25 protein-coding genes are annotated in these 20,745 nt (G+C 73.4%); 15 read left to right on the forward strand and 10 right to left on the reverse strand.

Annotation, left to right across the window (positions count from 1 at the left end; genetic code table 11):
* The first annotated feature begins 90 nt into the window (after window positions 1-90).
* The 3 genes from AB0C04_RS00490 to AB0C04_RS00500 all read left to right on the forward strand — a co-directional run bounded on the left by AB0C04_RS00490 (window position 91) and on the right by AB0C04_RS00500 (window position 2,969).
* Entirely contained in the window at window positions 91-1,545 is a 1,455-nt protein-coding gene (locus tag AB0C04_RS00490; RefSeq protein WP_357046477.1) for an ATP-binding protein, read from the forward strand.
* Window positions 1,546-1,609: 64 nt separating this feature from the next.
* Window positions 1,610-2,026, forward strand: a complete 417-nt coding sequence (locus AB0C04_RS00495; RefSeq protein WP_357049010.1) for an ATP-binding protein — start codon at window positions 1,610-1,612, stop codon at window positions 2,024-2,026.
* 61 nt (window positions 2,027-2,087) lie between these two features.
* Window positions 2,088-2,969, forward strand: a complete 882-nt coding sequence (locus AB0C04_RS00500) for a DUF5926 family protein (protein WP_357046479.1) — start codon at window positions 2,088-2,090, stop codon at window positions 2,967-2,969.
* Between the two features lie 64 nt (window positions 2,970-3,033).
* Here the strand turns inward: AB0C04_RS00500 and AB0C04_RS00505 are convergent, their stop codons facing one another.
* The gene (locus tag AB0C04_RS00505; protein WP_357046481.1) at window positions 3,034-4,248 is read right to left on the reverse strand and encodes an arginine deiminase; all 1,215 of its coding nucleotides are present in this window, start codon (window positions 4,246-4,248) and stop codon (window positions 3,034-3,036) included.
* Between the two features lie 160 nt (window positions 4,249-4,408).
* Here AB0C04_RS00505 and AB0C04_RS00510 point away from each other — a divergent pair, with 160 nt between their 5' ends.
* From AB0C04_RS00510 to pheA, 5 genes are all read left to right on the forward strand, one after another.
* Entirely contained in the window at window positions 4,409-5,149 is a 741-nt protein-coding gene (locus AB0C04_RS00510; protein WP_357046483.1) for a hypothetical protein, read from the forward strand.
* Between the two features lie 177 nt (window positions 5,150-5,326).
* Window positions 5,327-5,785, forward strand: a complete 459-nt coding sequence (locus tag AB0C04_RS00515; RefSeq protein ID WP_357046485.1) for a PAS domain-containing protein — start codon at window positions 5,327-5,329, stop codon at window positions 5,783-5,785.
* A 74-nt stretch (window positions 5,786-5,859) separates the two neighbouring features.
* Window positions 5,860-6,249, forward strand: a complete 390-nt coding sequence (locus AB0C04_RS00520; protein WP_357046487.1) for an ACT domain-containing protein — start codon at window positions 5,860-5,862, stop codon at window positions 6,247-6,249.
* A 209-nt stretch (window positions 6,250-6,458) separates the two neighbouring features.
* Window positions 6,459-6,968: a hypothetical protein gene (locus AB0C04_RS00525; protein WP_357049013.1), complete on the forward strand. Its 510-nt coding sequence runs from the start codon at window positions 6,459-6,461 to the stop codon at window positions 6,966-6,968.
* A 10-nt stretch (window positions 6,969-6,978) separates the two neighbouring features.
* Window positions 6,979-7,935, forward strand: coding sequence for a prephenate dehydratase (gene pheA / locus AB0C04_RS00530; RefSeq protein WP_350876775.1), 957 nt, complete (start codon window positions 6,979-6,981; stop codon window positions 7,933-7,935).
* A gap of 108 nt (window positions 7,936-8,043) precedes the next feature.
* On the opposite strand, the gene AB0C04_RS00535 is transcribed toward pheA, so the two are convergent.
* The 3 genes from AB0C04_RS00535 to AB0C04_RS00545 all read right to left on the reverse strand — a co-directional run bounded on the left by AB0C04_RS00535 (window position 8,044) and on the right by AB0C04_RS00545 (window position 9,771).
* Window positions 8,044-8,766 (reverse strand): AIM24 family protein, encoded by a 723-nt coding sequence (locus tag AB0C04_RS00535; protein WP_357046489.1) that lies wholly within the window; start codon window positions 8,764-8,766, stop codon window positions 8,044-8,046.
* A 123-nt stretch (window positions 8,767-8,889) separates the two neighbouring features.
* A complete protein-coding gene (locus tag AB0C04_RS00540) occupies window positions 8,890-9,234 on the reverse strand; it encodes a metallopeptidase family protein (RefSeq protein WP_357049016.1) in 345 nt (114 codons plus the stop codon).
* Between the two features lie 105 nt (window positions 9,235-9,339).
* Window positions 9,340-9,771, reverse strand: a complete 432-nt coding sequence (locus AB0C04_RS00545; RefSeq protein ID WP_357046491.1) for an OsmC family protein — start codon at window positions 9,769-9,771, stop codon at window positions 9,340-9,342.
* 129 nt (window positions 9,772-9,900) lie between these two features.
* On the opposite strand from AB0C04_RS00545, the gene AB0C04_RS00550 reads away from it, so the two are divergent.
* Window positions 9,901-10,614 carry a hypothetical protein gene (locus AB0C04_RS00550; RefSeq protein ID WP_357046493.1) on the forward strand — a complete coding sequence of 238 codons (714 nt, stop codon included), beginning with the start codon at window positions 9,901-9,903 and terminating at the stop codon, window positions 10,612-10,614.
* A 69-nt stretch (window positions 10,615-10,683) separates the two neighbouring features.
* Here AB0C04_RS00550 and AB0C04_RS00555 read toward each other — a convergent pair whose 3' ends face one another.
* Window positions 10,684-11,202 (reverse strand): GNAT family N-acetyltransferase, encoded by a 519-nt coding sequence (locus AB0C04_RS00555; RefSeq protein WP_357046495.1) that lies wholly within the window; start codon window positions 11,200-11,202, stop codon window positions 10,684-10,686.
* A gap of 213 nt (window positions 11,203-11,415) precedes the next feature.
* Here AB0C04_RS00555 and AB0C04_RS00560 point away from each other — a divergent pair, with 213 nt between their 5' ends.
* Window positions 11,416-12,237, forward strand: a complete 822-nt coding sequence (locus tag AB0C04_RS00560; protein WP_357046497.1) for an HAD family hydrolase — start codon at window positions 11,416-11,418, stop codon at window positions 12,235-12,237.
* Window positions 12,237-13,049, forward strand: coding sequence for an HAD family hydrolase (locus AB0C04_RS00565; RefSeq protein ID WP_357046498.1), 813 nt, complete (start codon window positions 12,237-12,239; stop codon window positions 13,047-13,049). The genes AB0C04_RS00560 and AB0C04_RS00565 overlap by 1 nt, the downstream gene beginning before the upstream one ends.
* Window positions 13,050-13,083: 34 nt before the next feature.
* On the opposite strand, the gene AB0C04_RS00570 is transcribed toward AB0C04_RS00565, so the two are convergent.
* The gene (locus AB0C04_RS00570) at window positions 13,084-13,686 is read right to left on the reverse strand and encodes a bacterial proteasome activator family protein (protein ID WP_350876762.1); all 603 of its coding nucleotides are present in this window, start codon (window positions 13,684-13,686) and stop codon (window positions 13,084-13,086) included.
* 84 nt (window positions 13,687-13,770) lie between these two features.
* On the opposite strand from AB0C04_RS00570, the gene AB0C04_RS00575 reads away from it, so the two are divergent.
* Window positions 13,771-14,598, forward strand: a complete 828-nt coding sequence (locus AB0C04_RS00575) for an alpha/beta hydrolase (RefSeq protein WP_357046501.1) — start codon at window positions 13,771-13,773, stop codon at window positions 14,596-14,598.
* 49 nt (window positions 14,599-14,647) lie between these two features.
* Window positions 14,648-15,841 (forward strand): ABC transporter substrate-binding protein, encoded by a 1,194-nt coding sequence (locus AB0C04_RS00580; protein ID WP_357046503.1) that lies wholly within the window; start codon window positions 14,648-14,650, stop codon window positions 15,839-15,841.
* Between the two features lie 78 nt (window positions 15,842-15,919).
* Here AB0C04_RS00580 and ddaH read toward each other — a convergent pair whose 3' ends face one another.
* A complete protein-coding gene (ddaH, locus tag AB0C04_RS00585) occupies window positions 15,920-16,753 on the reverse strand; it encodes a dimethylargininase (protein WP_357046505.1) in 834 nt (277 codons plus the stop codon).
* 59 nt (window positions 16,754-16,812) lie between these two features.
* Here ddaH and AB0C04_RS00590 point away from each other — a divergent pair, with 59 nt between their 5' ends.
* Together AB0C04_RS00590 and AB0C04_RS00595 are read left to right on the forward strand one after the other, a co-directional pair.
* Window positions 16,813-17,271: an Lrp/AsnC family transcriptional regulator gene (locus tag AB0C04_RS00590; RefSeq protein WP_091593913.1), complete on the forward strand. Its 459-nt coding sequence runs from the start codon at window positions 16,813-16,815 to the stop codon at window positions 17,269-17,271.
* 300 nt (window positions 17,272-17,571) lie between these two features.
* Window positions 17,572-18,528 carry a zinc-binding dehydrogenase gene (locus AB0C04_RS00595; protein ID WP_357046507.1) on the forward strand — a complete coding sequence of 319 codons (957 nt, stop codon included), beginning with the start codon at window positions 17,572-17,574 and terminating at the stop codon, window positions 18,526-18,528.
* Window positions 18,529-18,547: 19 nt separating this feature from the next.
* On the opposite strand, the gene AB0C04_RS00600 is transcribed toward AB0C04_RS00595, so the two are convergent.
* The 3 genes from AB0C04_RS00600 to AB0C04_RS00610 form a co-directional block, all read right to left on the reverse strand.
* A complete protein-coding gene (locus AB0C04_RS00600; protein ID WP_357046509.1) occupies window positions 18,548-19,663 on the reverse strand; it encodes a hypothetical protein in 1,116 nt (371 codons plus the stop codon).
* A 187-nt stretch (window positions 19,664-19,850) separates the two neighbouring features.
* Window positions 19,851-20,117 carry a DUF6457 domain-containing protein gene (locus AB0C04_RS00605; RefSeq protein WP_357046511.1) on the reverse strand — a complete coding sequence of 89 codons (267 nt, stop codon included), beginning with the start codon at window positions 20,115-20,117 and terminating at the stop codon, window positions 19,851-19,853.
* Window positions 20,114-20,731, reverse strand: coding sequence for an NTP transferase domain-containing protein (locus tag AB0C04_RS00610; protein ID WP_357046513.1), 618 nt, complete (start codon window positions 20,729-20,731; stop codon window positions 20,114-20,116). The genes AB0C04_RS00605 and AB0C04_RS00610 overlap by 4 nt, the downstream gene beginning before the upstream one ends.
* Window positions 20,732-20,745 lie beyond the last annotated feature (14 nt).

Consider the following 20,745-nt stretch of genomic DNA (forward strand, 5'->3'; position numbering starts at 1 on the left):
TCCGGGCGGCGCGCCGGCCAGTCCGTGTGCCGAGCGGCGGCGCCCCGGGCGGGGGTGCCCAAAAGCGGGCCGGCGAGGCACACTCGGGGCATGCCGGAGCGCATCGACTTCGCCGCTCTCATCGACGGCCACACCGTGGTGATCGAGATGATCAATTCCGGCGACGCCGGCCTGCCCGTCCTCACCCAGCTGCTCCGGGTCGCGCAGCCGGCGCTCGGCGCGGCGGCCATGGCGTTCGTCGAGTTCGGCCCGACCGGCGGCCGGGTGATCGCCGCGACCGGAGCCGCCGAGTGGACCGTCGGCCGGCCGCTGGCAGGCAACGACCCGGCCACCGTGTGCCTGCTCACCGGCCCCCGGGTGCAGCAGGTCCGGATGGATCACCTCACCGGCCGGCTGCCGGGTGAGTTGGCCGAGCGGGGGCTGCGCCAGATGGTGGTCTCCCGGGCCGAGATCGGCGGGCACACCGTCGGCAGCCTGCACGCCCTCTACGCCGAGGACGAGGAGCCGGACGACGAGCAGCACGGCGTGGTCGCGTACCTCGCCTCCTGCATCGCGCACATGTACGGCGACCAGACCGGCCTGCCCGTGCACGGTGACGGGCCGGTCGTCGCGGCGCTCGCCGACGGGCTGGCGGTGGTCGACCGGGACGGGCACGTCCGGCTCTGGAACCCGGCCGCGGCGCAGGTGACCGGCCGGGACGCCGGCCAGGCGCTCAGCCGGCCGCTGACCTTCCCGATCCCCCCGTCCGGGCAGGTGCTCGACCACCGGCTGCCGGACGGCCGCTGGCTGCGGATCACCTCCGGAGAGCTGCCCGGCCCCGGGGCGCTGCGGGTGGTCACCTTCCGCGACATCACCGACCAGCAGCGCCGGGACCACGAGCGGGATCTCTTCGTCGCGGTGACCAGCCACGAGCTGCGCACACCGGTCACCGTCATCAAGGGGTACGCGGACACGCTGACCGACCACTGGGAGTCGCTGACCGACACCGACCGGCGGCAGGCCGCGCGGGTGATCGGCCAGCGGGCGAACGAGCTGGCCCGGCTGGTCGACCGGCTCCTCTCCTCGGCCGCCGAGTCGGGGCCCGGCGACGAGCCACCCGCCCCCTTCGACCTTGGCGACGCCCTGCAGGCCGCGGTCGCCGACCTCCCCGCCGAACTGCGCCACCGGCTCGTCCTCGACCTGCCGACCGACCTGCCCAAGGCGCTCGGGCACCGGCCGAGTCTGGCCACCGTGCTGACCGAGCTGAGCACCAACGCCGGGAAGTACTCCGCGCCGGGCAGCCGGATCGAGATCAGCGCCAGCGCGGACAGCCAGATGGTCTCGTTCCGGGTCAGCGACCGGGGCATCGGCATCCGTCCCGAGCACGTCGAGCGGGCCTTCGACCGGTTCTGGCAGGGCGAGTCCGGCGACCGCCGGGGCTATCCGGGGGCGGGTCTCGGCCTGTATCTCGTCCGCCGGATCGTTGAGCAGCAGAATGGATGGGTATCCCTACGGCCGAGGGCCGGTGGCGGTACCGTCGCAGAGGTGCGGCTGCCGCGCGGATGACCGGCGACGGCACGGGCGTGGAGGGGCGAGCGTGGCGACGGGAGTAGGCGAACGAGCCTGGTGCGTGGTGGTCCCCCACCACGCCAGTGGCGCGCGGCTGGCCCGGCACCGGCTCGCCGACGAGTTGGCCGAGCTGGTCGCCCCGACGCTCCTGGCGGACCTGGTCGCCGTCCTGGCCGAGCTGGTCGGCAACGCGGTCCGGCACGCCCGCCCGCTGCCCGGCGGCGTGGTGCGGGTGGCCTGGCGGCTGTGCGGGGCGGTCGACGGTCCGCGGATCCAGCTCCGGGTCACCGACGGCGGGGCCGGCGACGGCCCTCGGATGCGGATCGCCGATCCCGACGCCGCCGACGGTCGGGGGCTGCACATCGTCGCCGGTCTGGCGAGCCGGTGGGGCGTCGATCGGGACGGGCTCGGGCAGAGCGTCTGGGCCGAGTTCGAGCCGGCCGGGTCGAGCCGGCCGGACCTGGTCGCCGCCGGCTGAACGACGCCTCGGGGCGGGTCCTCCCCACGCTCGGCCGGTCCGGCCTCTAGGCTGTCTCGCCGTGAGCAAGCGTCGAAAGAGCCAGCGGTCCGCCGAGACCACCCCGAAGGAAAAGGTGCGCGACGTCTTCGTGCCGCGTCCGTTCGAAGGGCTCGTCGACGAGCCCGAATGGATCGCGTTGCGAGAACTCGTACCGGCCGCGTCCGCGCCGCTGCGGCTCGCCCCCGCCCTGGTGGAGGAGTTCGGCGACCGGCCCGTCACGCTGGCCACCGTGCTGCCGATGGCCGCCCCGGCGATGACCAAGCCGGACGGCCGGGTGCTGATCGGGCTCCAGCGCCACATTCAGTCCGGCGACGTCTCGCGGGACCTGGCCGAGGCGCTGCTCTGCGCGCTGCGCGCCGAGCCGGGCGGCCCGGTGTCGGTCCCGCCGCTGCCCGGCCCCGGCCCGCGCCTGCAGGACGTGCTGGTCGACGGCCCGCTGGAGATCAGCATGCACGACGGGTTCGACTTCTGGCTCGACCCGGGCGCGGCGGACGACCCCAACGTGCAGGCGTCCCTGGAGCGGGCGAACGCCGCCGTCTACCCCACCGTGCGGATGGCCGCGGCGAAGGCCGCGTACTGGTGCCAGGTGCCGGAGAAGTCGCACGTGCGCTGGGTCCTGCCGGAGGGCGAGGACGCCGCGCTCGACGCGCTGGCCCGCCTCGGCGCGGCGGGCGCGCTGCCGCTCGGCGACGACACCCGGTTCGCCGGCATGTTCCGTGCGCACGGGCGCCTGGTGCCGGTCTGGGACCTGCCGGAGCAGACGCCCGCCGCCGAGTGGGAGGAGCCGGTGGCGCAGTTCGGCAAGCGCTACGCCGAGGCGCTGACCGAGACCGGCCCGCTGGACGCCGCCGGGCGCCGGGCCCGGCAGGGCCTGCTCGGCCGGCAGCTCACCCTGCGCTGACCCACCGCCGCGGCCGACCGCCGCCGCGTCCTGGTGCCGCGGCGGCGGCAACCGGGGCGCGGCGTCAGCCGTGCAGCGGTTCCCGGACCAGCGGGCAGGACATGCAGCGGGGACCGCCCCGGCCCGAGCCCAGCTCCGAGCCCGCGATCGGGATCACCTCGATGCCCGCCCGCTCCAGCTGCGCGTTGGTCTCCACGTTGCGCTCGTAGCCGACGCAGAGCCGAGGCGCGAGGGCGAGGGTGTTGTTCCCGTCGTCCCACTGCTCCCGCTCGGCGGTGATCGGGTCCAGGCCGGTGTCGATGACCCGGAGCTGGTCCAGGTCCATCGCGTCGGCGGCGGCCCGCAGGAAGGGCGCCGGGCCGTCCACCCGCGGGTCCTCGCCGTCCGCGCCGGCGATCACCGTGTACGCGGAGAGCGTGTCGGCGACGTTGGGGTACATCAGCACCGCGTCGACGTCGACCATCGTGCAGACCGTGTCCAGGTGCATGGTGGCCCGCTCCTGGGCGATCGGCACCACCAGGATGGTGTGCGCCAGGCCGGCGGCGAAAACCTGCCGGCCGAGTCGTTCCGCGCCGGCCGGAGTGGTCCGCTCGCCCACCCCGACGGCGAGCACGCCGGGTGCGAGCAGCAGCACGTCGCCGCCCTCCAGGTGCTCCAGCTCCGGTCGGTAGACGAGCTGGGTGCCGGCGAAGCGGGGGTGGTGGCGGTAGATGGCGTTGGTCAGCGTGGTCTCCCGCCGCCGGGCCAACATGGCCAGGCTGGTCACCCCGACCCGGTCCCGGATCCAGACCGACGAGTCGCGGGTGAAGAGCAGGTTGGGCAGCGGGGCGATGACGAAGTCGTGCCGGTCCATCAGCGTGTAGACCAGGCCACCCGGTCGCTCCGAGCTGATCCGCAGCTCCTCGTGGGCGAGGCCGGCGATGAGCACGTCGGCGAGCGCCGCCGGGTCCAGGTACGCCAGATGGTCCGCGACCCGGGCCCGCAGCGTGTCGCCGAGCCGGGGTGAGCGGAGTACCTGCTCGGTGAGTTCGGCGCGGGCGTCGGCGACGGCGAGCGTCTCCGCGAGCAGGTTGGCGAGGTAGAGCACCTCCACCCCGCGCTCGCGTAGCGCCGCGGCGAAGGCGTCGTGCTCCTCCTGCGCCCGGCCGACCCATGGGATCGCGTCGAAGAGAAGGGTGTCGTTGTTCCGGGGGGTGAGGCGGGCGAGTTCCCGGCCCGGACGGTGCAGCAGCACGGTGCCGAGCCGGGCGACTTCGCTGTCCACATAGTGGGTCACCATGGCAGCGTAGGGCAGGGTTTGGCGGCATCCGGGAAAAGAAGTGTGGATGAATATGGCATTCATCCACAGTCACTCCGGCGCTCCACCTTGCCGACCCCCCGGAGTGGCAACGTAGGGTAGTGGAGACATAACTTCGAGGGACCTTTTGCCGGAGGTCGCGATGACTGTCTTTCCCGCTCGTCGAGCCGTACCCACCGCTCGGGCACTGCCGCCCGCCACGGTGCCACACCCTCGGGTGGAGGCACCGGGGGTTCTCGACCCGGTCCGTCCGACCCCGCTGGAGTGGGCCCGCCGTCGGCGGGCCGAGCGGGGCGCACGGCGGCTCGAGGCTGCGGGGGCCCGGGCGCTCGGCCAGCTCGATCACCTCGGGCCGGCCTGGCACGTCATCGAGTGGCCCCGCACCGACGTGACCGACGTGCTGCTCGACCGGCCGCACGAGGAACGCGCCGGTTTCCTCGCCATCGGGCCGAGCGGCCTGTTCGCGGTCACCATCGCCGACCACGGCCGCGCCCGGGTGCTGGTCGCCGGCGACGTGGTGCAGATCAACGGCAAGCGGCCGCCCTACGTTGCCGAGGCCCGCCGGGACGCCAAGCGGGCGAGCAAGGCGCTCTCCGCCGCGGTCGGGCTGCCGATCCCGGTCACGCCGGTGCTGACCTTCGTCGGCTCCGGCGTCATCAGCGTCTACGGCCTACCCAAGGACTGCCTGATGGCGACCCACCGCGAGCTGGACCGCCTGCTCGTCGCGGGTGGCAGCCGGATCAGCCCGGCCACCGCCGAGAAGCTGTCCCGGGTCGCACAGCACCCGAGCACCTGGCTGAACGGCACTTACCGTCCAGCAGCCGACTACCGGTGGTACGAGGACGGCCGAATGGCCGCTGACAAGCCGGCCAACCGCCGGTAACGTCATCCGGGACGTCACGTGCGCCGGCCGTCGCCGGCACCGCAGGTCCGCGCCCTCGCCGGCCGCCTGGTCCGGGCATTGCCCCGCGCACCGGCGGCCCGGCGAGCGCGGTGTGATCGGCGATCGCCCGGGCGACCGGCTAGCGTGGACAGTCCCTCGGTGCACATAGGAGGCGCGGTGGCCCACGTCGAACTCTCGCTCTCGGAAGTGTTCGTGCCGACTGCGCGGGCTTCGACAGAGCCGGAGTCCGACAACTTCGGCCAGTGGTCCTCGACGGTCTCCCACGCCGACGAGCCGTGTCTGCTGATCGACGCCGACACCAAGGTGGTGGCGATCTCCGCCGCCGGCTGCGAACTGCTCTGCCTCGGCAAGCCGGAGGATCTGATCGGTCTGCCCCTGCTCGACGGCGGTTTGCGCCTGGTCGACTTCACCGCCAACCGCGGCGAACTGACCGACCAGGAGATCGACAAGATCCCGCCGCTGCTGGCGCTCTCCTCCGGCCGGCTGGCCCGCGGCCTGCTCCGGGTGCAGGCGGCGCCCGAGGGCAGCTCCGACGCCACCGTGGACGCCATCTCCACCCCGGTGTTCACCGACGGTTCGGTCGCCGGCTCGCTCACCTTCTTTTCCGTGGTCTGACCTGCGGCGGAGTGTGGCACTCGCCGCACGCGGCGAATCCGGGCGGGTGCACGCCGAGGCCGTAAGGTGCCCTCATGCTCGATATCGCCCTGCTGCCGGGGGAGTACGCCGTGTGCCGGATGGCCGCCGGCTCCGCCCTGCCGCCCGCGTTGTCGAGCGGGTTGACCGCCGCCGACGTGGTGACGGTGAGCTGGACCGCTGACGGGATCTCGGTGATCTGCCCGATGGACCGGGCACCCGAGCAGGCTGTGGTGGAGACCGCCTGGCGCTGCCTGCGGGTCTCCGGCCCGGTGGACGTGGCCGTCACCGGCACCCTCGCCGCGCTCGTCGACCCGCTCGCCGGCGCCCGGGTGAACGTGGTGGCCTTCTCCACCTTCGACACCGACTACCTGCTGGTCCCCGCGGTACGCCTCGGCGCGGCGACCGCCGCGCTGGAACGCGCGGGGCACCGCGTGCTCGGCTGACCTTCACCCCCGCCGCGGTTGCTCCTACGATGGGCTCGGCCACCCCGGCCACCCCTTCCGCAGCCCCTCAGGATCGGCCCGTGCCGCCCACTCCACCGCCCCGCCCCACGATGCCCCGCACCCGCCGACCGGCCACCCCGCCCGCGGCGCGCTCCGGTGCGCTCGACCACCTCACCGGTTCGACCGTGGCCCACCGCCGCTTCCGGCGGCTGGGCGCGGCAGCCACGGTGCTGGCCACGCTCGCGCTGGCCGGCTGCGGCGCCCCGCCGGAGCTACGGCAACCGGTGCCGACCGGCACGCCGAGTGCCCCGACCACGGCGCCCACTCCGGCGCTGCCGCCGGCCACCGGTCTGCCGTCCGCCGTCCCGACCGCGCCGGCAACCCCGACGACCGATGCCGGACTGGTGGCCGCCCCGTGCCGCAACGGCCCGAGCGGGCAGCGGGTCATCCAGTTGCTGCGTGGCCGGTCCGGGGTGCTCCCCGACGACATCCGGGTCCAGGTGCGCACCGGGCCGCTCTGTGCCGCGGACTGGCAGTACACGGTGCTCGAGGTGACCGGGCACGAGGAGCTCCAGGTGGTCACCCGGGGTGGGCCCGGCACGCCGGAGCTGGTGACCGCCGGCACCGACGTCTGCACCGTCGAGGTACGGGCGACCGGGCCGCTCGGGATCCGGACGCTGGCCTGCGACGGCGGCACGGTGGGCCTACCGGGTGCGTAGGCTGGTCGCCATGCCGGGAACACCGCCGACGCGCTTCGTCTACCTCGGGCCCGAGGGCACCTTCGCCGAGCAGGCGCTGCGTACCGTCTCCGCCGCCGAACGCGGCAACCGGACGCCGGCCCGCAGCGTCGGGGAGGCGCTGGAGAGCGTACGGGCCGGCGACGCCGACGCGGCGCTGGTGCCGCTGGAGAACTCGATCGGCGGCGCGGTGGGGGTGACCCTGGACGAACTGGCCGAGGGGGAACCGCTGGTGATCACCCGCGAGGTGATCCTGCCGGTGGAGTTCGTGCTCGGTGCGCGGACCGGCACCGAGCTGGCCACGGTCCGCACCGTGGCGGCGCACCCGCAGGCGTCCACCCAGTGCCGGAACTGGCTCCGCGCCCACCTGCCCGACGCGGTGGTGGTCGACGTGCTCTCCAACGGCGCTGCCGCGGCGGGCGCCGCCGCCGGCGAGTACGACGCGGCGATCTGCGCACCGATCGGGGCCGGTCGGCACCGGCTGGCGGTGCTGGCGGACAAGATCGCCGACCACCCGGACGCGGTGACCCGGTTCGCGCTGGTGTCCCGCCCCGGCCCGCCTCCGCCGCCGACCGGGGACGACCTCACCTCGCTGGCCGTCTACATCGCCCACGATCGGGTGGGCGCGCTGCTCTCGGTGCTCATGGAGCTGGCCGTGCGGGGGGTCAACCTGACCCGGATCGAGTCCCGGCCCACCGGCGAGGCGCTCGGCCGCTACGTCTTCTTCCTCGACTGCACGGGCCACGTGGCCGACGTCCGGCTCGGCGAGGCCCTGCAGGGGCTGCGTCGGGTCTGCGCGGATGTGCGCTTCCTCGGCTCGTACCCTCGGCACCGCTGGGCGGAGGCGGCGGGTGAGCGGCCGGTTCCGGCGCCGCCGGGCCTCTCCGACGTCGACTACGCCGATGCGGCGGCCTGGCTGGCCCGGCTGCGCACCGGAGAACTGAGCTGACCGACCGCATCGCCGGGAAGGCCGGGGCGGCGTCGCCCGCTCGTCGGTCTCAGGGCCCGGCCGCCCCGGCCGGGAGGCACCCGGCGCCGGGGCGGCCTGAGCGCGACGTCAACTGAGCAGGCCGCCGAGCAGGCCGCCCTGCTGCTCCTGAGCGCCGCTGCCCAGCACCGGCGGCTCCTCGGACGGCTGCACGACCACGAAGCCCTGGCCGGCGAAGCTCATCGTGAACGACTCACCGGTGCGCCGGCCCAACAGCGTGCCGAGGCCCAACTGCTCGGCCCGGTGGTAGCCGGTCTGCAGGTTGGCCGACCAGCAGACCGCGGCCTGCGGGTCGACGTAGGTCGGCTGGTCGACGTTGAGCACCACCGGGGTGCCCCTGGTGGTGATGGCGATCCGGCCGTAGCCGGTGAAGACGCAGTTGAACAGGCCGGAGGACGAGGCCATGCCGGCGCCGCCGACCATCTTGATGTCGTACTGGAGGGTGGAGTCGAAGGCCAGCACGCTGGAGCCGTTGATGGAGAGCGCGTCGCCCTGCTCGAGGTCGATGATGTGCACGTCCTTGGCCAACTCGGCCAGGAAGACGTCACCCTGCCCGCTGACCCTCATCAGCGGTACGCCCTCGCCGGTCAGCTTCTGCTTGAGGAACTTGCCCAGCCCACCGGAGCCGAGCGCCTGGAACTGCACCTGCCCCTGATAGGCGACCATCGACCCGACCCGGGCCATCGCCTCGCCGTTCAGCTCGATCTTCAACATCTTGGAGTTCTGCAGCCGCATGCCGGGCTGGGCGGACTCCTTCTCCAGGTTCTCCGCGGAGAACAGCGCGCTGCGCATGGAAGTGCCTCCTGAGGTCGCGATGCCTCTCACGACCGTAGGTGACCGTCGCAACGGCGGGCCATCAGTCGAGCGGCGTGCCGGCGACCCCCGTCGTCGCGCCCGACTGGACGACCAGCCGGGTCAGCCCCAGCCCAGGGCGTGCAGCCGCGCGTCGTCGATGCCGAAGTGGTGGGCGATCTCGTGCACCACGGTGACCGCCACCTCGTCGACGACGTCCTCGTCGCTGTCGCAGATCCCCAGGATGGGGCGGCGGTAGATGAAGATGCGGTCGGGCAGGACGCCGGAGTAGTCCCAGCCGCGGTCGGTGAGGGCATGCCCCTCGTAGAGGCCGAGCAGGTCCTCGCCGGGGGGCGGGTCGTCCTCGACCAGGATGACCACGTTGCTCATCAGGCCGAGCAGCTCCTCGGGCACCTCGTCGAGGGCGTCGGCGACCAGCTCCTCGAAGCGCTCGCGGCTCATCTCCATCGGCACCCTGTCATTCTGCCCCACGCCGCCCGGCTGCCGGGACGGCCAAGATCCGCCCACCTCCACGGAGAATCGGCACTCCGTGGAGGTGCGCGGTCGGGTGGGTCAGGAAGCGAGGCGGGCGGTGAGGGTGATCGCGGCGCCCGGGGAGAGCAGGCGGGAGATCGGGCAGTTCGCCTTGGCGGCCTCGGCGAGCTTCTGGAACTCGCTCTCGTCGATGCCCGGGACCTGGCCGACGGTCTCCAGCTCGATCCGGGTCACGGTCATCCCGGCGTCGGTCTTGTCCAGGTGCACCTTGGCGGTGGTCTCGACGGAGGTCGCCGTGGAACCGGCGTCGGCGAGCGCCTTGGAGAAGGCCATCGAGAAGCAGCCGGCGTGCGCCGCGCCGATCAGCTCCTCCGGGTTGGTGCCCTCGCCCTCCTCGAAGCGCGACTTGAACGAGTAGTTCCCCTCGAGCCCGCCCTTGCCGGTGCGGACCGTGCCGGACCCCTCGGTGAGGTTGCCCTGCCAACGTGCGGAAGCGGTACGGATAGGCATGCACCGACGCTAGCGGAAAGCCGCCCAGCCTGCGACGGCCTCGGTCGACGCCCCTCGTGCGATCCCCGTCACCAGACGTCCGCTGTGCCATGATTCGGGGCAGGCGCGTGACCGGCGAGAGGATGGCCGATGTCCCGAGAACTGCCTATCCCCCGGCAGGACGACCGGTCCGACGGCACGGCCGTCGTCGAGTGGGGCAGCACCGAGCCAGCACCCGCTGCACGGCGCGGGCGCTTCCTCGCCGACCTGGGTCGGGACCGCCGGTTGCCGCCGCTGCTCGCCGGGCTCGGCGCGGTGGCCGCGGTCGCCTCGCTGATCGGCGAGTGGTCGGTGATGACCCTGCCCAACGCCGGCCCCAGGGGTGAGTCGGTCCGGGTGCCCGCTGGGGTCTCCGACGTCGCGGGCTTCGGTGTCGCCTACCTGGTCGGGCTGCTCGCGCTGGCCTGCGCGGTGGCGGTCGTGCTGTGGGGCACCCCGGCGGTCCGGGCGAACACCCGACTGGCCGGGCTCGCCCTGGCCGGGGCGCTGCTGGCGTTGCTCACCGCGTCGGCCTTCACGCTTGACAAGGCGGGGCAGCGCACCTTCTTCTACGGCGTGGAGGACGGTTTCCAGGTCGAGTACGGCCGGGGCCTGGTGATGGCGTTCGTCGCCTGCGCGCTGCTCGGCGGGGCGCTGTGGCTGGGCCCGAATCTCGGCCCGTTCGACTCCGACGCCTCGGCCCAGCCGGTCTTCCGGCGACGTCGCCGGCCGGCCGGCGACCTACGTGATGACGGGCCGGCCGAGCCGGCCGACCTCACCGTGCAACCGGCCGTCCCGTTCGCCCGGCCGGAATCGTCCCACTGAGTCGCCCGGCCCCGAGCTGACGGCCCGTGAGCCGGCCGGTCGGTCCGGCGGCCGGCGGAACGATCGCGTTCAGGTGGCCCAGCGCAGCTCGCCGTCGACCACCGTCTCGGTGGCACGCAGGCCGAGTCGTTCGGCGACCCGGGCCGAGGCCCGGTGGTCGGGGTGCACGTGGGCGATCAACGCCCGGATCCCGTGCCCGTCGAGCCAGCCGACCATGCCCGCGGCGGCCTCTCCGGCGTAGCCGCGGCCCTGCTGCGGGGCGACGATGATCCAGGCCAGCTCGGCCACCGACCGCTCACCGTCGAGCCGGACGGTGGCCTGCACGGTGCCCACCGCCTGCCCGCTGTCCCGGTGCCGGACGATCCAGTTCAGCCAGCCCTGGCTGCCGTCCGGCGACTGCCCGGTGACCTGACGGGCGTACCGGGCGCGTAGCTGCTCCAGGCTGGCCGGCTGGCCGCCGATGTACTCGTGCAGCCGCTCGTCGCGCAGCAGCGGGGCCATCTCCGCGGCGTGCTCGACCCGGAGCGGTTCCAGCACCAACCGCTCGGTCTCGATCGGCTCCGCCGCCGGCCAGTCGCGCACCGCCATCCGTTCACCGTACGACCGAAGGGGCGCCGCCGGGTGGGAAGCCACCGGACCGGCGGTCGGAGATCGGTGTGCGCCCGGGGTTGGCGTCTGATTCGCCTGGAAGCCATGGTTGCGACCAGTTGACCGAGGTACGGTTGCTGCCCGCCGTCACTCCGGGTCGATGATCGACCACTGAAACGGCTGGCTGCGACGGCGGCGGGCGAAGGAGGAACCATGACCCGCCCGGGACTGCCCAAGCTGATCGCCACCGATCTTGACGGAACGCTCGTCCGCAGTGACGACACTGTTTCCGCGTACACCCACGGGGTGCTCGACCGGGTGCGGGCCGCCGGGATTCCGGTGGTCGGCGCGACCGGCCGCGGGCCCCGGCTGACCGAGCTGACCCGCAACGACATCCGCGCGGCCGATTTCCTGGTGATGGCGGGCGGCGGCCGGGTGGTCGACCAGAGCGACCCGGCCGGCCCGATCGTGCTCCGCGACGAGCGGCTTCCCGGGGAGGTGCTCGCCCGGCTGCTGGCCGACCTGGAGGCCGAAGTGGGCCCGCTGACCGTGATGGTGGAGGCGTCGGACGAGCACGACGCCCCGCTCTGGGGCGACTACCACCCGAGCTGGCCATACCAGGATCGGTTCGAGGCGCGCACCCGCGCCGAGTGCCTCGCCACCGACGTGATCAAGGCGTTCGCGCGTACCGCGGATCACCACGTGGACGAACTGCTCGCGGTGGCTCGTCGGATCATTCCGGCGCAGGTGGCCACGCTCACCCAGGCCGGGCTCGGCTTCGTGGAGATCTGCCCGCCCGGGGTGGACAAGGCGACCGGGCTGGCCGTGGTGGCGCAGGCCCTCGGCGTCGACCCGGGTGACGTGCTGGTCTTCGGCGACATGCCCAATGACCTGCCGATGTTCGAGTGGGCCGGTTGGTCCCGGGTGGCGGTCTCCAACGCCCACCCGACGGTACGTGCCGCGGCTGACGAGGTGACCCTGCGCAACGACGACGACGGGGTAGCGGTCTACCTGGACCGACTACTCTCCCGGTGATGGGAGAGACGCCACGCCTGGTCGCCACCGACATCGACGGCACGCTGCTGCGCGACGACCGGACGCTCAGCCCGCGTACCGCGCAGGCGCTGGCCCGGATCGCCGCCAGGGGCACGCCGGTCGTGCTGGTCACCGGCCGCCCGATCCGCTGGCTGAAAATGGTGTACGACCAGCTGAGCGGGCCGCTGCCGGCGATCTGCGCGAACGGCGCGGTGGTCTACGACCCGGTGAACGACGAGGTGCTGCGGGCTGATCCGCTCGCGCCGGAGCTGCTCGCCGAGGTGGCCCGGCGGCTGCGCGCCGAGGTGCCCGGAATCAGCTTCGCCGTGGAGATCATCGACAGCCGGCAGATGCGACACGAGGCGCACTACCCGCTGCGCTGGGATGCTGACGCCAAGGCGATCCGGGCCGTCGAGACGCCCGAGGAACTGCTGGCGGCGCCGGCGGTGAAGCTGCTCGCCCGGGCCGGGGAGCAGGACCCGGACGCCTTCGTCGAGCTGGTCGCCACGGCCCTGCAGGGACTGGCCGAGGCCACCCACTCGTCCTACTCCGGCCTGGTCGAGATCTCCGCTGCCGGGGTGACCAAGGCGGCGGGGCTGGCCTGGTACTGCGCCCGGCTCGGCGTCGACGCCGGGGACGTGCTGGCCTTCGGCGACATGCCCAACGACGTGCCGATGCTGGCCTGGGCCGGTCGGGCGGTGGCGGTGGCGAACGCACACCCCGCCGTCCTGAAGGTCGCGCACGAGGTGACCGTGACGAACTCCGAGGACGGCGTGGCGGCGTACCTGGAGAAGATCTTCGACGTGGGTTGAGCGGGCCCGCCGCGCCGGCGGCGCGGCGGTCGGCTCAGAGGTACTGCCCGGTGCTGTGGCCCTCGCCACCGGCGGGCTGCCCGATCCCGGGCATCCCGGGCGCCATCCCGCCGGGCCCGCTCGGCAGCGCCTGGCGCCCCGAGCGCATCTGCTCCAACTGCACCCGCGCGGCCATCTGCTGGGCGACCAGCGCCGCCTGGATGCCGTGGAACAGCCCCTCCAGCCAGCCGACCAGCTGGGCGTGGGCGATCCGCAGCTCGCCCTCGCTGGGCGCGCTCTCCTCGGTGAAGGGCAGCGAGATCCGCTCGAGCTCCTCGCGCAGCTCGGGGGCGAGGCCCTCCTTCAGCTCGACGATCGACCGGGCGTGGATCTCCCGCAGCCGGTGCCGGCTGGCGTCGTCGAGCGGGGCGGCCTTGACCTCCTCCAGCAGCTGCTTGATCATGCTGCCGATCCGCATCACCTTGGCGGGCTGTTCGACCAGGCGGGTCGGGTCCTCCCCCTGGCCCTCGTCGGCCTGCATGGTGCCGACCGGCTGGCCGTCCGGGCCGACCACCACCACCGTGCCGGAGTGGCCGGTGTCCTCGTGGTCCGGCTCGTTGTTCTGTCCAGCGGAGCGCGCTTCGGTCATGGGATCCATCTTTACCCAGTGGCGCCCGTCCACGCTCGGCGGGACCGACTCCCACCCGGCAACCACCCGGGCGGGGCGCGCTACCGTCGCGCCATGCCCGCCGACCCGCGCGCCGTCCTCACCCGGCCCGCCCCGGAGCCGGACCGCACCGTCGCGTACGGCGACCATCCGGACCAGATCGCCGATCTGCGGATCCCCGCCGGGTCCGGCCCGGCGCGGCCGCTGGTCGTGGTGGTGCACGGCGGCTTCTGGCGGGCCGAGTACGACCGGCGACACACCGGCCCGATGGCGGCGGCCCTGGCCGCGCTGGGTCATCCGGTGGCGCAGCTGGAGTACCGGCGCACCGGGCAGCCCGGCGGCGGCTGGCCGAACACGTTCACCGACGTGCTGACCGGCGTGGCGGAGCTGCCCCGGCTGGCCGCCGCGGCGATGCCGGGCCGGGTGTCGGCAGCCGCGCCGATCCTCGTCGGTCATTCGGCCGGCGGGCACCTGGCGCTCTACGTCGCCGGGACCGCGCCGGCGACAGTCGGTGGGGTGCTGGCGCTGGCCCCGGTCGCCGACCTGGGTGAGGCGTACCGGCGAGACCTGGACTCCGGGGCGGTGGTCGCGCTGCTCGGCGGGGGGCCGGCCGAGTTTCCCGAGCGGTACGCGATCGCCGATCCACGGTCGTTGGTACCGATGCAGACACGCTCAGTAGTTGTCCATGGTGCCCTGGACCGACAGGTGCCGGTCGCGATGAGTCGGAGCTTCGTCGCCGACGCCCGCGCGGTTGGCACCGATATCACCCTTGTTGAGCTCCCAGAATGCGAGCATTTCGGGCTTATCGATCCGGAGTCCGCAGCCTGGCCGGTGATCGTCGATGTATTGCAGTCCCTACACGATGATCAGCAGCCGATTGACGCAGCGTCGCCGACCAGGTAGAACGCCGAAGGGGCGTTCAGGCCCTGCAACGCTCCTCGGAAGGAACTCGGTGTCGCAGATGAACCGCAGGCGGGCGCTCCAACTGCTGGCCGCGCTCGGTACGACCGGACTCGTCGCGGCGTGCGGCGACGACACCGACGGCGCTCCGGCGGCCGGGCCGAAGAGCCCGATCAAGATCGGTCTCATCGCACCGCAGGCCGGCGGCTTCAAGGCGATCGGCGAGGAGATCACCAACGGGTTCCAGCTCTTCCTCGACCTGCACCAGCAGCAGCTCGGCGGCCACCCGGTGACGCTGATCACCGCGGACGAGGGGGAGACCGCCAAGTCCGGCAAGGCCGCCGTCGACGATCTGCTCAAGCAGGGCGTGCTCGCGCTGACCGGCGTGGTCAACTCCGCCGTCATGCTCGGCATCCGGGACACGGTCGAGCAGGCTCGGGTGCCGCTGATCGGCTCCAACGCCTCCCCGAGCAGCCTGCAGAGCGTGGTCTACATCTGGCGTACCTCATACGTGCTGGACGAGGCGGGACGGGCGCTCGGCCGGTACCTCAAGGAGAAGCTCCCCGCGAGCAGCCGGATCACGATGATCATCCCGGAGAACGTCGGCGGCCCGGACGTGGTCCGCGGCTTCCGGCAGGAGTTCGGCGCCAGCGACCCGCGCATCTCCGGCGCGGTCATCTGGACCAACCCCACCACGAAGCCCAGCCCCACCGCGTACGTCCAGGACATCCGCAAGGCGATCAACCGCAGGCCGTCCGGGATCTTCTGCTTCTTCGCCGGCGACGCCGGTGTCGAGTTCATCCGGCAGCTGCGCAAGGAGGGCTACAAGGGGCCCGTCTACGCCCCCGGCTTCCTCACCGAGGGCACCGCACTGGAGACCCTCAAGAACGACGGGCTCAACATCCAGACCGCGTTGAACTACTCCGCCGACCTGAACAACGCGGCCAACCGGGACTTCGCCTCGGCCTACCGGAAGAAGCACAACTCGTCGCCCACCACCTACGCGATGGCGTCGTACGACGCGGCACAGGTGCTCCACCAGGCGATCGACCTGGCCGGCGACGCCCCGAACCCGCAGCAGGTCAACCTGGCGCTGGGCAAGCTCGGGCAGATCGACAGCCCGCGCGGTATCTGGCAGTTCAACCAGCCGCGCACGCCGCAGCAGAAGTGGTACCTGCGCCAGGCGCAGCGCGAGGGTCAGCTGATCTCGAACGTCGTGATCACCGAGCTGGCCACCCTGGGCTGAGCCCCACCACCCGCACGCCAGGGGCCGGCCTCCACGACGGGAGGCCGGCCCCTGCTGGTACGCCGGTCGTACGGGCGGTCAGTGGCGCAGCTCGGCGATGCAGCACTTCACGCTGCCGCCGCCCTTCTTCAGCTCGGCCAGGTCCACCGGCACCGGGTGGTAGCCGGCGGCCTTGAGCTTGCCGGCGAGCCGGGTCGCCTCGCTGTTGAGCACCACGTTCAGCCCGTCGCTGACCAGGTTGAGCCCGAAGGCCATGGCATCCTCGTCGTCCGCGATCACCGCGTCCGGGAAGAGCTGGGTGAGCACCCGCTGGCTGGCCGCCGAGAACGCACCCGGGAAGTAGACGACGTTGGTGTCGTCGATGGCGGCGAGCGCCACGTCCAGGTGGTAGAAGCGCGGGTCGATCAGATGCAGCGAGACCACCGGTCGGGCGAGTGCCTCCTGCGCCTCGGCGTGCGCCGGCAGCTCGGTGCGGAAGCCGTGCCCGGCGAGGATCAGCCCACCGTGCGCCTCCGGCACGTACGCGAAGTCACCCTCGCCCTCGTTGGTCTCGCTCGGGGCGATGAACCGCCAGCCCTGCTCCTCGTAGAACGCCCGGTGCGCCGCGGCCTCGCCGGCCCGCTGCTCGTGCTTGAACCGGGCCCCGTAGGCGGTGCCGTCCACCACGAAGGCGCCGTTGGCGGCATAGACCATGTCCGGCAGACCGCGCTCGGGGGTCAGCAGGTGCACCTCGTGGCCGAGACCGACCAGAGTTTCCCGCAGCCGGTCCCACTGCTTCACGGCCAGCGCCGAGTCGACCGCAGTGGTCACGTCCATCCACGGGTTGATCGCGTACTCGACCGCGAAGTGCTCAGGGGAGCACATGAGATATGTCCGCTTTCGCGGCACTCGCTGCTGGTTCACGGTGACCAAGAGTAGGTACCGTAGAACTTTGGTAACAGCCACAACCATTGCTTCCCAGAGGCGGAACGTTGCAGATAGATGCCGTTGACCAGCGGATCATTGCGTTGCTCGTCGCCGACGCCCGCGCGTCGTACGCCGACATCGGCACCCGGGTGTCACTCTCCGCCCCCGCAGTCAAGCGGCGGGTCGACCGGCTGCGCGCCACCGGGGTGATCCGGGGATTCACCGCCGTCGTCGACCCGGCCGCCGTCGGTTGGACCACCGAGGCGTTCGTCGAGCTCTTCTGCGCCGGGCGGACCACCCCCGCACAGATCGGCGTGGCGGCCCGCCGGCACCCCGAGGTGGTCGGCGCGTACACCGTCTCCGGCGAGGCCGACGCGCTCGTGCACCTGCGCGCCGCCGACATCGCCCACCTCGAGGCGGCCCTGGAGCGGCTGCGCGCCGAATCGTTCGTCACCTCCACCCGGAGCACCATCGTGCTCTCCCGGCTGGTCGAGTCACCGGGCGTCGGCCCCTCCGCCGGCTGACCGGCCGGCGCACGCACCCAGCCGGGCGGTGACGGAAAAACCGGTGGCCCACCATGGAACCGCTGCCGGCCGCAGCCCGTCGAACCGGCCATGACACGGGTAGCCCTCATCGCCGTCGTCGGCACGCTGGCCGCGCTCAGCCTGCTCGCCGACGGTGGTCGGCTCCCCTAGACCTGATCCTCCCTCCCCGGCGGGTGAGGTCCGGTTCTCGGGGTTTCCGGGCCTCACCCGCCACCACCGGACTTGACCTCAAGGTGGGTTGAGGGTGTCGACTCGACACCGGAGACCCGAGGGGGAGTCATGCGAGCGATCTGGTTGCGCGGGTTCGGCGGACCCGAGGTGCTGGTGCCAGGCCCGGCTCCCGATCCGGTGCCCGGGCCGGGCCAGGTGCTCATCGACGTGGCACACGCCAACATCACCTTCGTGGAGACCCAGTTCCGGGCCGGCCGGACCGGGCCGTTCGGCGGCAGCCCACCGCTGATCCCCGGCAACGGCGTCGGAGGCACGATCACCGACGTGGGCGCGGGCGTCGACCCGGCGCTGGTCGGACGCCGGGTGGTGAGCTCCACCGGCGGCTCGGGCGGCTACGCCGAGCGGGTCACGGTGGACGCGACCGCGCCGATCGAGGTGCCCGATCCGCTGGCGCTCGACGCGGCAGTGGCGCTGCTCGCCGACGGTCGCACCGCGACCATGCTGATCGACGCGGTCGACCTCCGGCCCGGCGAGCGGGTGCTGGTGGAGGCGGCCGCGGGCGGGGTGGGCAGCCTGCTGGTGCAGCTCGCCGCAGCCGCCGGCGCCCGGGTGGTCGCGCTCGCCGGCGGGCCGCGCAAGGTGTCGCTGCTGCCCGGGCTCGGCGCGGCGGTGGCGGTGGACTACCGCGAGCCGGACTGGACCGACCGGGTCCGCGCCGCCACCGACGGGGTCGACGTGGTCTTCGACGGCGTCGGCGGCGAGCTCGGCCGGGCCGCGTTCAAGCTGCTCGACCCGGGTGGCCGGATGGTGAGTTTCGGCCTGGCCAGCGGCGAGTGGGCCGGGGTGCCGCCGGAGGACGCCACGGCCCGGAAAGTGGCGCTGCTCCGGCCGGACGTGCCGCCGGCGCGGCTGCGCGCGTACACCGAACAGGCCCTGGCGGAGGCGGCGGCCGGACGGCTGCGGCCGCTGATCGGCCAGCGGTTCCCGCTGGAGCGGGCGGCCGACGCGCACGCGGCGATCGAGTCCCGAGCGACCGTGGGCAAGACCCTGCTCGACCTGCACTGACCAGCAGCATCCCGCCTTTTCAGAGGTACATGCCGGTGCGGTGCTCACCCTGGTCACGGCGGACCGGCTTGTCACTCTCGCCGAAGAACCGCTTGCCGCCGAACTCGCCGTGCAACCGGTCGTCCAGCTCGTCGGCGAGCCCGGTCATCACCTGCACCGCCAACATGAGGTGGGTGGCCTGGAAGTTGCGGCCGAAGACCGGGATGGACGCCCAGACGGTGTCGTCGGCGCAGTAGAGGCGGCCGATCGGCATCCGGTTGGTGAGTTCGGAGAGCCGTACGTAGAGCCGCTCGGTCGGTTCGACCTCGGTGAGCACCGGAGAGAAGACGTCGACCAGCGGCGGATTGTCGCGGACCCGGACGAAGACCATCGCCGAGCCGGAGCGGATGTTGATGTCCCCGTCCGAATCCACCTGCAGGCGGTCGGAGTCGGACTTGAGCATGGTCGAGACGACGGTGCGGACCCGCTCCTCCAGCGCCAGCACGCCGGTCTGCTCGGGCTGGGCGGCGGCCGCCTCGGCCAGCGCCTCGTCCAGGTCGGCCTCGACGTCGTGGTCCGGGCCGAACTCACTACGCGCGGTGCCGAGCGGCTCGCCGGGCAGCGGCTCCCCCTCGGCGTCGTGGATCAGGTAGACCAGGAAGGCCGGGTGCGGCGCACCGTAGACGTCGCGCAGGGTCCGGGAGAGCAGGGCGGCGATCCGGGTCGACGCCGCCGTCGTGCCGTCCAGGCCGAAGGACTCGCCGGAGCCCTCGATGACCCCCGGCGGCGACCAGCCCAGCGCGATCATGTCCGCCACCGCGCTGCGGTCCAGCCGATAGCCCTGCGGCAGGCTGGCGTTGCCGACCGCCCGCGCGGCGAGCCGGCCGTCGGCGCCCACGTCCACGCTGATGGAGTAGACGGCGTCGCCGGTGCCGGAGGCGGTCGGATCGAGGGTCAGCTCGACGTGCGCGCCGGTGGGCAACGCCGGGAGCAGCGCCGCCAGCGCCCGGGCGAACTCCTGCCAGGCCTGTGTCACCTTGGCCCGCAGGTCGGCCGTGCTCGGCTCGTCGAGCAGGATCGACTCGTGCTGTTCCGGCTGCGTCGGCGCGCCGCCGGACGGCTCACCGGTCGGCACCGAGGGGTGGTCTGCCGTCATGATCGCCTCCGTCCGTCAAGGTCACCCTACCCACGGGACCGGGAAGCCGAATCAGCCCCGACCGTGATCGGACAGCAGCCGCCGGCGGACCGGTCAGATCGGCCGATCCGGGCCAGGAAAGCCCTGGTGAGGCCGGTGCGGCACCGGGCGGCGCGAAGCGGACGACCCCGTCGCCCGCCGCAGGCGGTCAGGAGGCGGTGGGGTCGGCCCGGTCGGCACCGAGCTCGACCGGCCAGCTCCCGGCCAGCGCACTGAGCCGCGCGGCGGCGCCCGCGGGATCGGCGCCGCGCCCCACCGCCAACCCCAGCAGGTACGCGGAGACCGGCGCGCCGGGGCGGATCACCTGGTGGGCGACGTCCTTCGCCAGGTCGAGCACGGCCGGCACCGGCACCTCGGCCGGGTCGAGCCCCAGCTCGGCGCAGGCCGCCGTGACCCAGTCGTCCATCACCGTCATCGCGCCCACTCCTCCGCCCGGTGTACGTCCTGGTCAGTGTCGCAGTCGAACCAGGGCGGCGGGCCCTCGCCGGCCCAGGCCACCTCCCGCACGGTCAACCCGTCGAGCAGGGCGCGCACCGAGGCGCCCGCGAGCGTGCCGCCCCGCGCGGCGGCGAGCCGGTCCACGGCGGCCCGCAGCGGGGACACCCGCCACATCCCGCAGAGGGACTGTCGCCGGCCGTCGTCGTCCACGAAGCAGGCACCGTCGACGGCCCGGGCGTGGTCGCCGTCCGGCTTGTCCAGCGCGCGCCGCAGCACGCCGATCGCGTTCCGGGTGAGCAACGGCAGGTCCGCCGCGAGCAGGGCGACCGTCGTGGCGCCCGCATCGAGCAGGGCGAGCCCGGCCGCCGCGGCGGCCACCGGCCCACCGCCGGGCGGCTCCTCCCGGGTGACCCGTACCTCGGACGGGACCGGATCGGCCCACCCGACCAGGATCCGGGGCTCGGCGTCGGCGACCGCGGCGAGCACCCGGTCGCGCATCGGCCGGCCACCGACCGCGAGCGCGGGTTTGTCCACCCCGCCCATCCGCCGGGCCGCGCCGCCCGCGAGCACCACCGCCGCGTACGTCCCCATCCGGTCACGGTAGC

The organism is Micromonospora sp. NPDC048909 (assembly GCF_040649635.1).
Lineage (GTDB): Bacteria > Actinomycetota > Actinomycetes > Mycobacteriales > Micromonosporaceae > Micromonospora.

Coding starts and splice junctions, on each gene's coding strand:
- AB0C04_RS00490 (WP_357046477.1), top strand. CDS start 91: ATGCCGGAGCGCATCGACTTCGCCGCTCTCATCGACGGCCACACCGTG.
- AB0C04_RS00595 (WP_357046507.1), top strand. CDS start 17,572: ATGCGAGCGATCTGGTTGCGCGGGTTCGGCGGACCCGAGGTGCTGGTG.
- pheA (WP_350876775.1), top strand. CDS start 6,979: ATGCCGGGAACACCGCCGACGCGCTTCGTCTACCTCGGGCCCGAGGGC.
- AB0C04_RS00600 (WP_357046509.1), bottom strand. CDS start 19,663: ATGACGGCAGACCACCCCTCGGTGCCGACCGGTGAGCCGTCCGGCGGC.
- AB0C04_RS00575 (WP_357046501.1), top strand. CDS start 13,771: ATGCCCGCCGACCCGCGCGCCGTCCTCACCCGGCCCGCCCCGGAGCCG.
- AB0C04_RS00550 (WP_357046493.1), top strand. CDS start 9,901: ATGTCCCGAGAACTGCCTATCCCCCGGCAGGACGACCGGTCCGACGGC.
- AB0C04_RS00570 (WP_350876762.1), bottom strand. CDS start 13,686: ATGGATCCCATGACCGAAGCGCGCTCCGCTGGACAGAACAACGAGCCG.
- AB0C04_RS00560 (WP_357046497.1), top strand. CDS start 11,416: ATGACCCGCCCGGGACTGCCCAAGCTGATCGCCACCGATCTTGACGGA.
- AB0C04_RS00610 (WP_357046513.1), bottom strand. CDS start 20,731: ATGGGGACGTACGCGGCGGTGGTGCTCGCGGGCGGCGCGGCCCGGCGG.
- AB0C04_RS00605 (WP_357046511.1), bottom strand. CDS start 20,117: ATGACGGTGATGGACGACTGGGTCACGGCGGCCTGCGCCGAGCTGGGG.
- AB0C04_RS00510 (WP_357046483.1), top strand. CDS start 4,409: ATGACTGTCTTTCCCGCTCGTCGAGCCGTACCCACCGCTCGGGCACTG.
- AB0C04_RS00520 (WP_357046487.1), top strand. CDS start 5,860: ATGCTCGATATCGCCCTGCTGCCGGGGGAGTACGCCGTGTGCCGGATG.
- AB0C04_RS00555 (WP_357046495.1), bottom strand. CDS start 11,202: ATGGCGGTGCGCGACTGGCCGGCGGCGGAGCCGATCGAGACCGAGCGG.
- AB0C04_RS00545 (WP_357046491.1), bottom strand. CDS start 9,771: ATGCCTATCCGTACCGCTTCCGCACGTTGGCAGGGCAACCTCACCGAG.
- AB0C04_RS00505 (WP_357046481.1), bottom strand. CDS start 4,248: ATGGTGACCCACTATGTGGACAGCGAAGTCGCCCGGCTCGGCACCGTG.
- AB0C04_RS00540 (WP_357049016.1), bottom strand. CDS start 9,234: ATGGAGATGAGCCGCGAGCGCTTCGAGGAGCTGGTCGCCGACGCCCTC.
- AB0C04_RS00535 (WP_357046489.1), bottom strand. CDS start 8,766: ATGCGCAGCGCGCTGTTCTCCGCGGAGAACCTGGAGAAGGAGTCCGCC.
- AB0C04_RS00565 (WP_357046498.1), top strand. CDS start 12,237: ATGGGAGAGACGCCACGCCTGGTCGCCACCGACATCGACGGCACGCTG.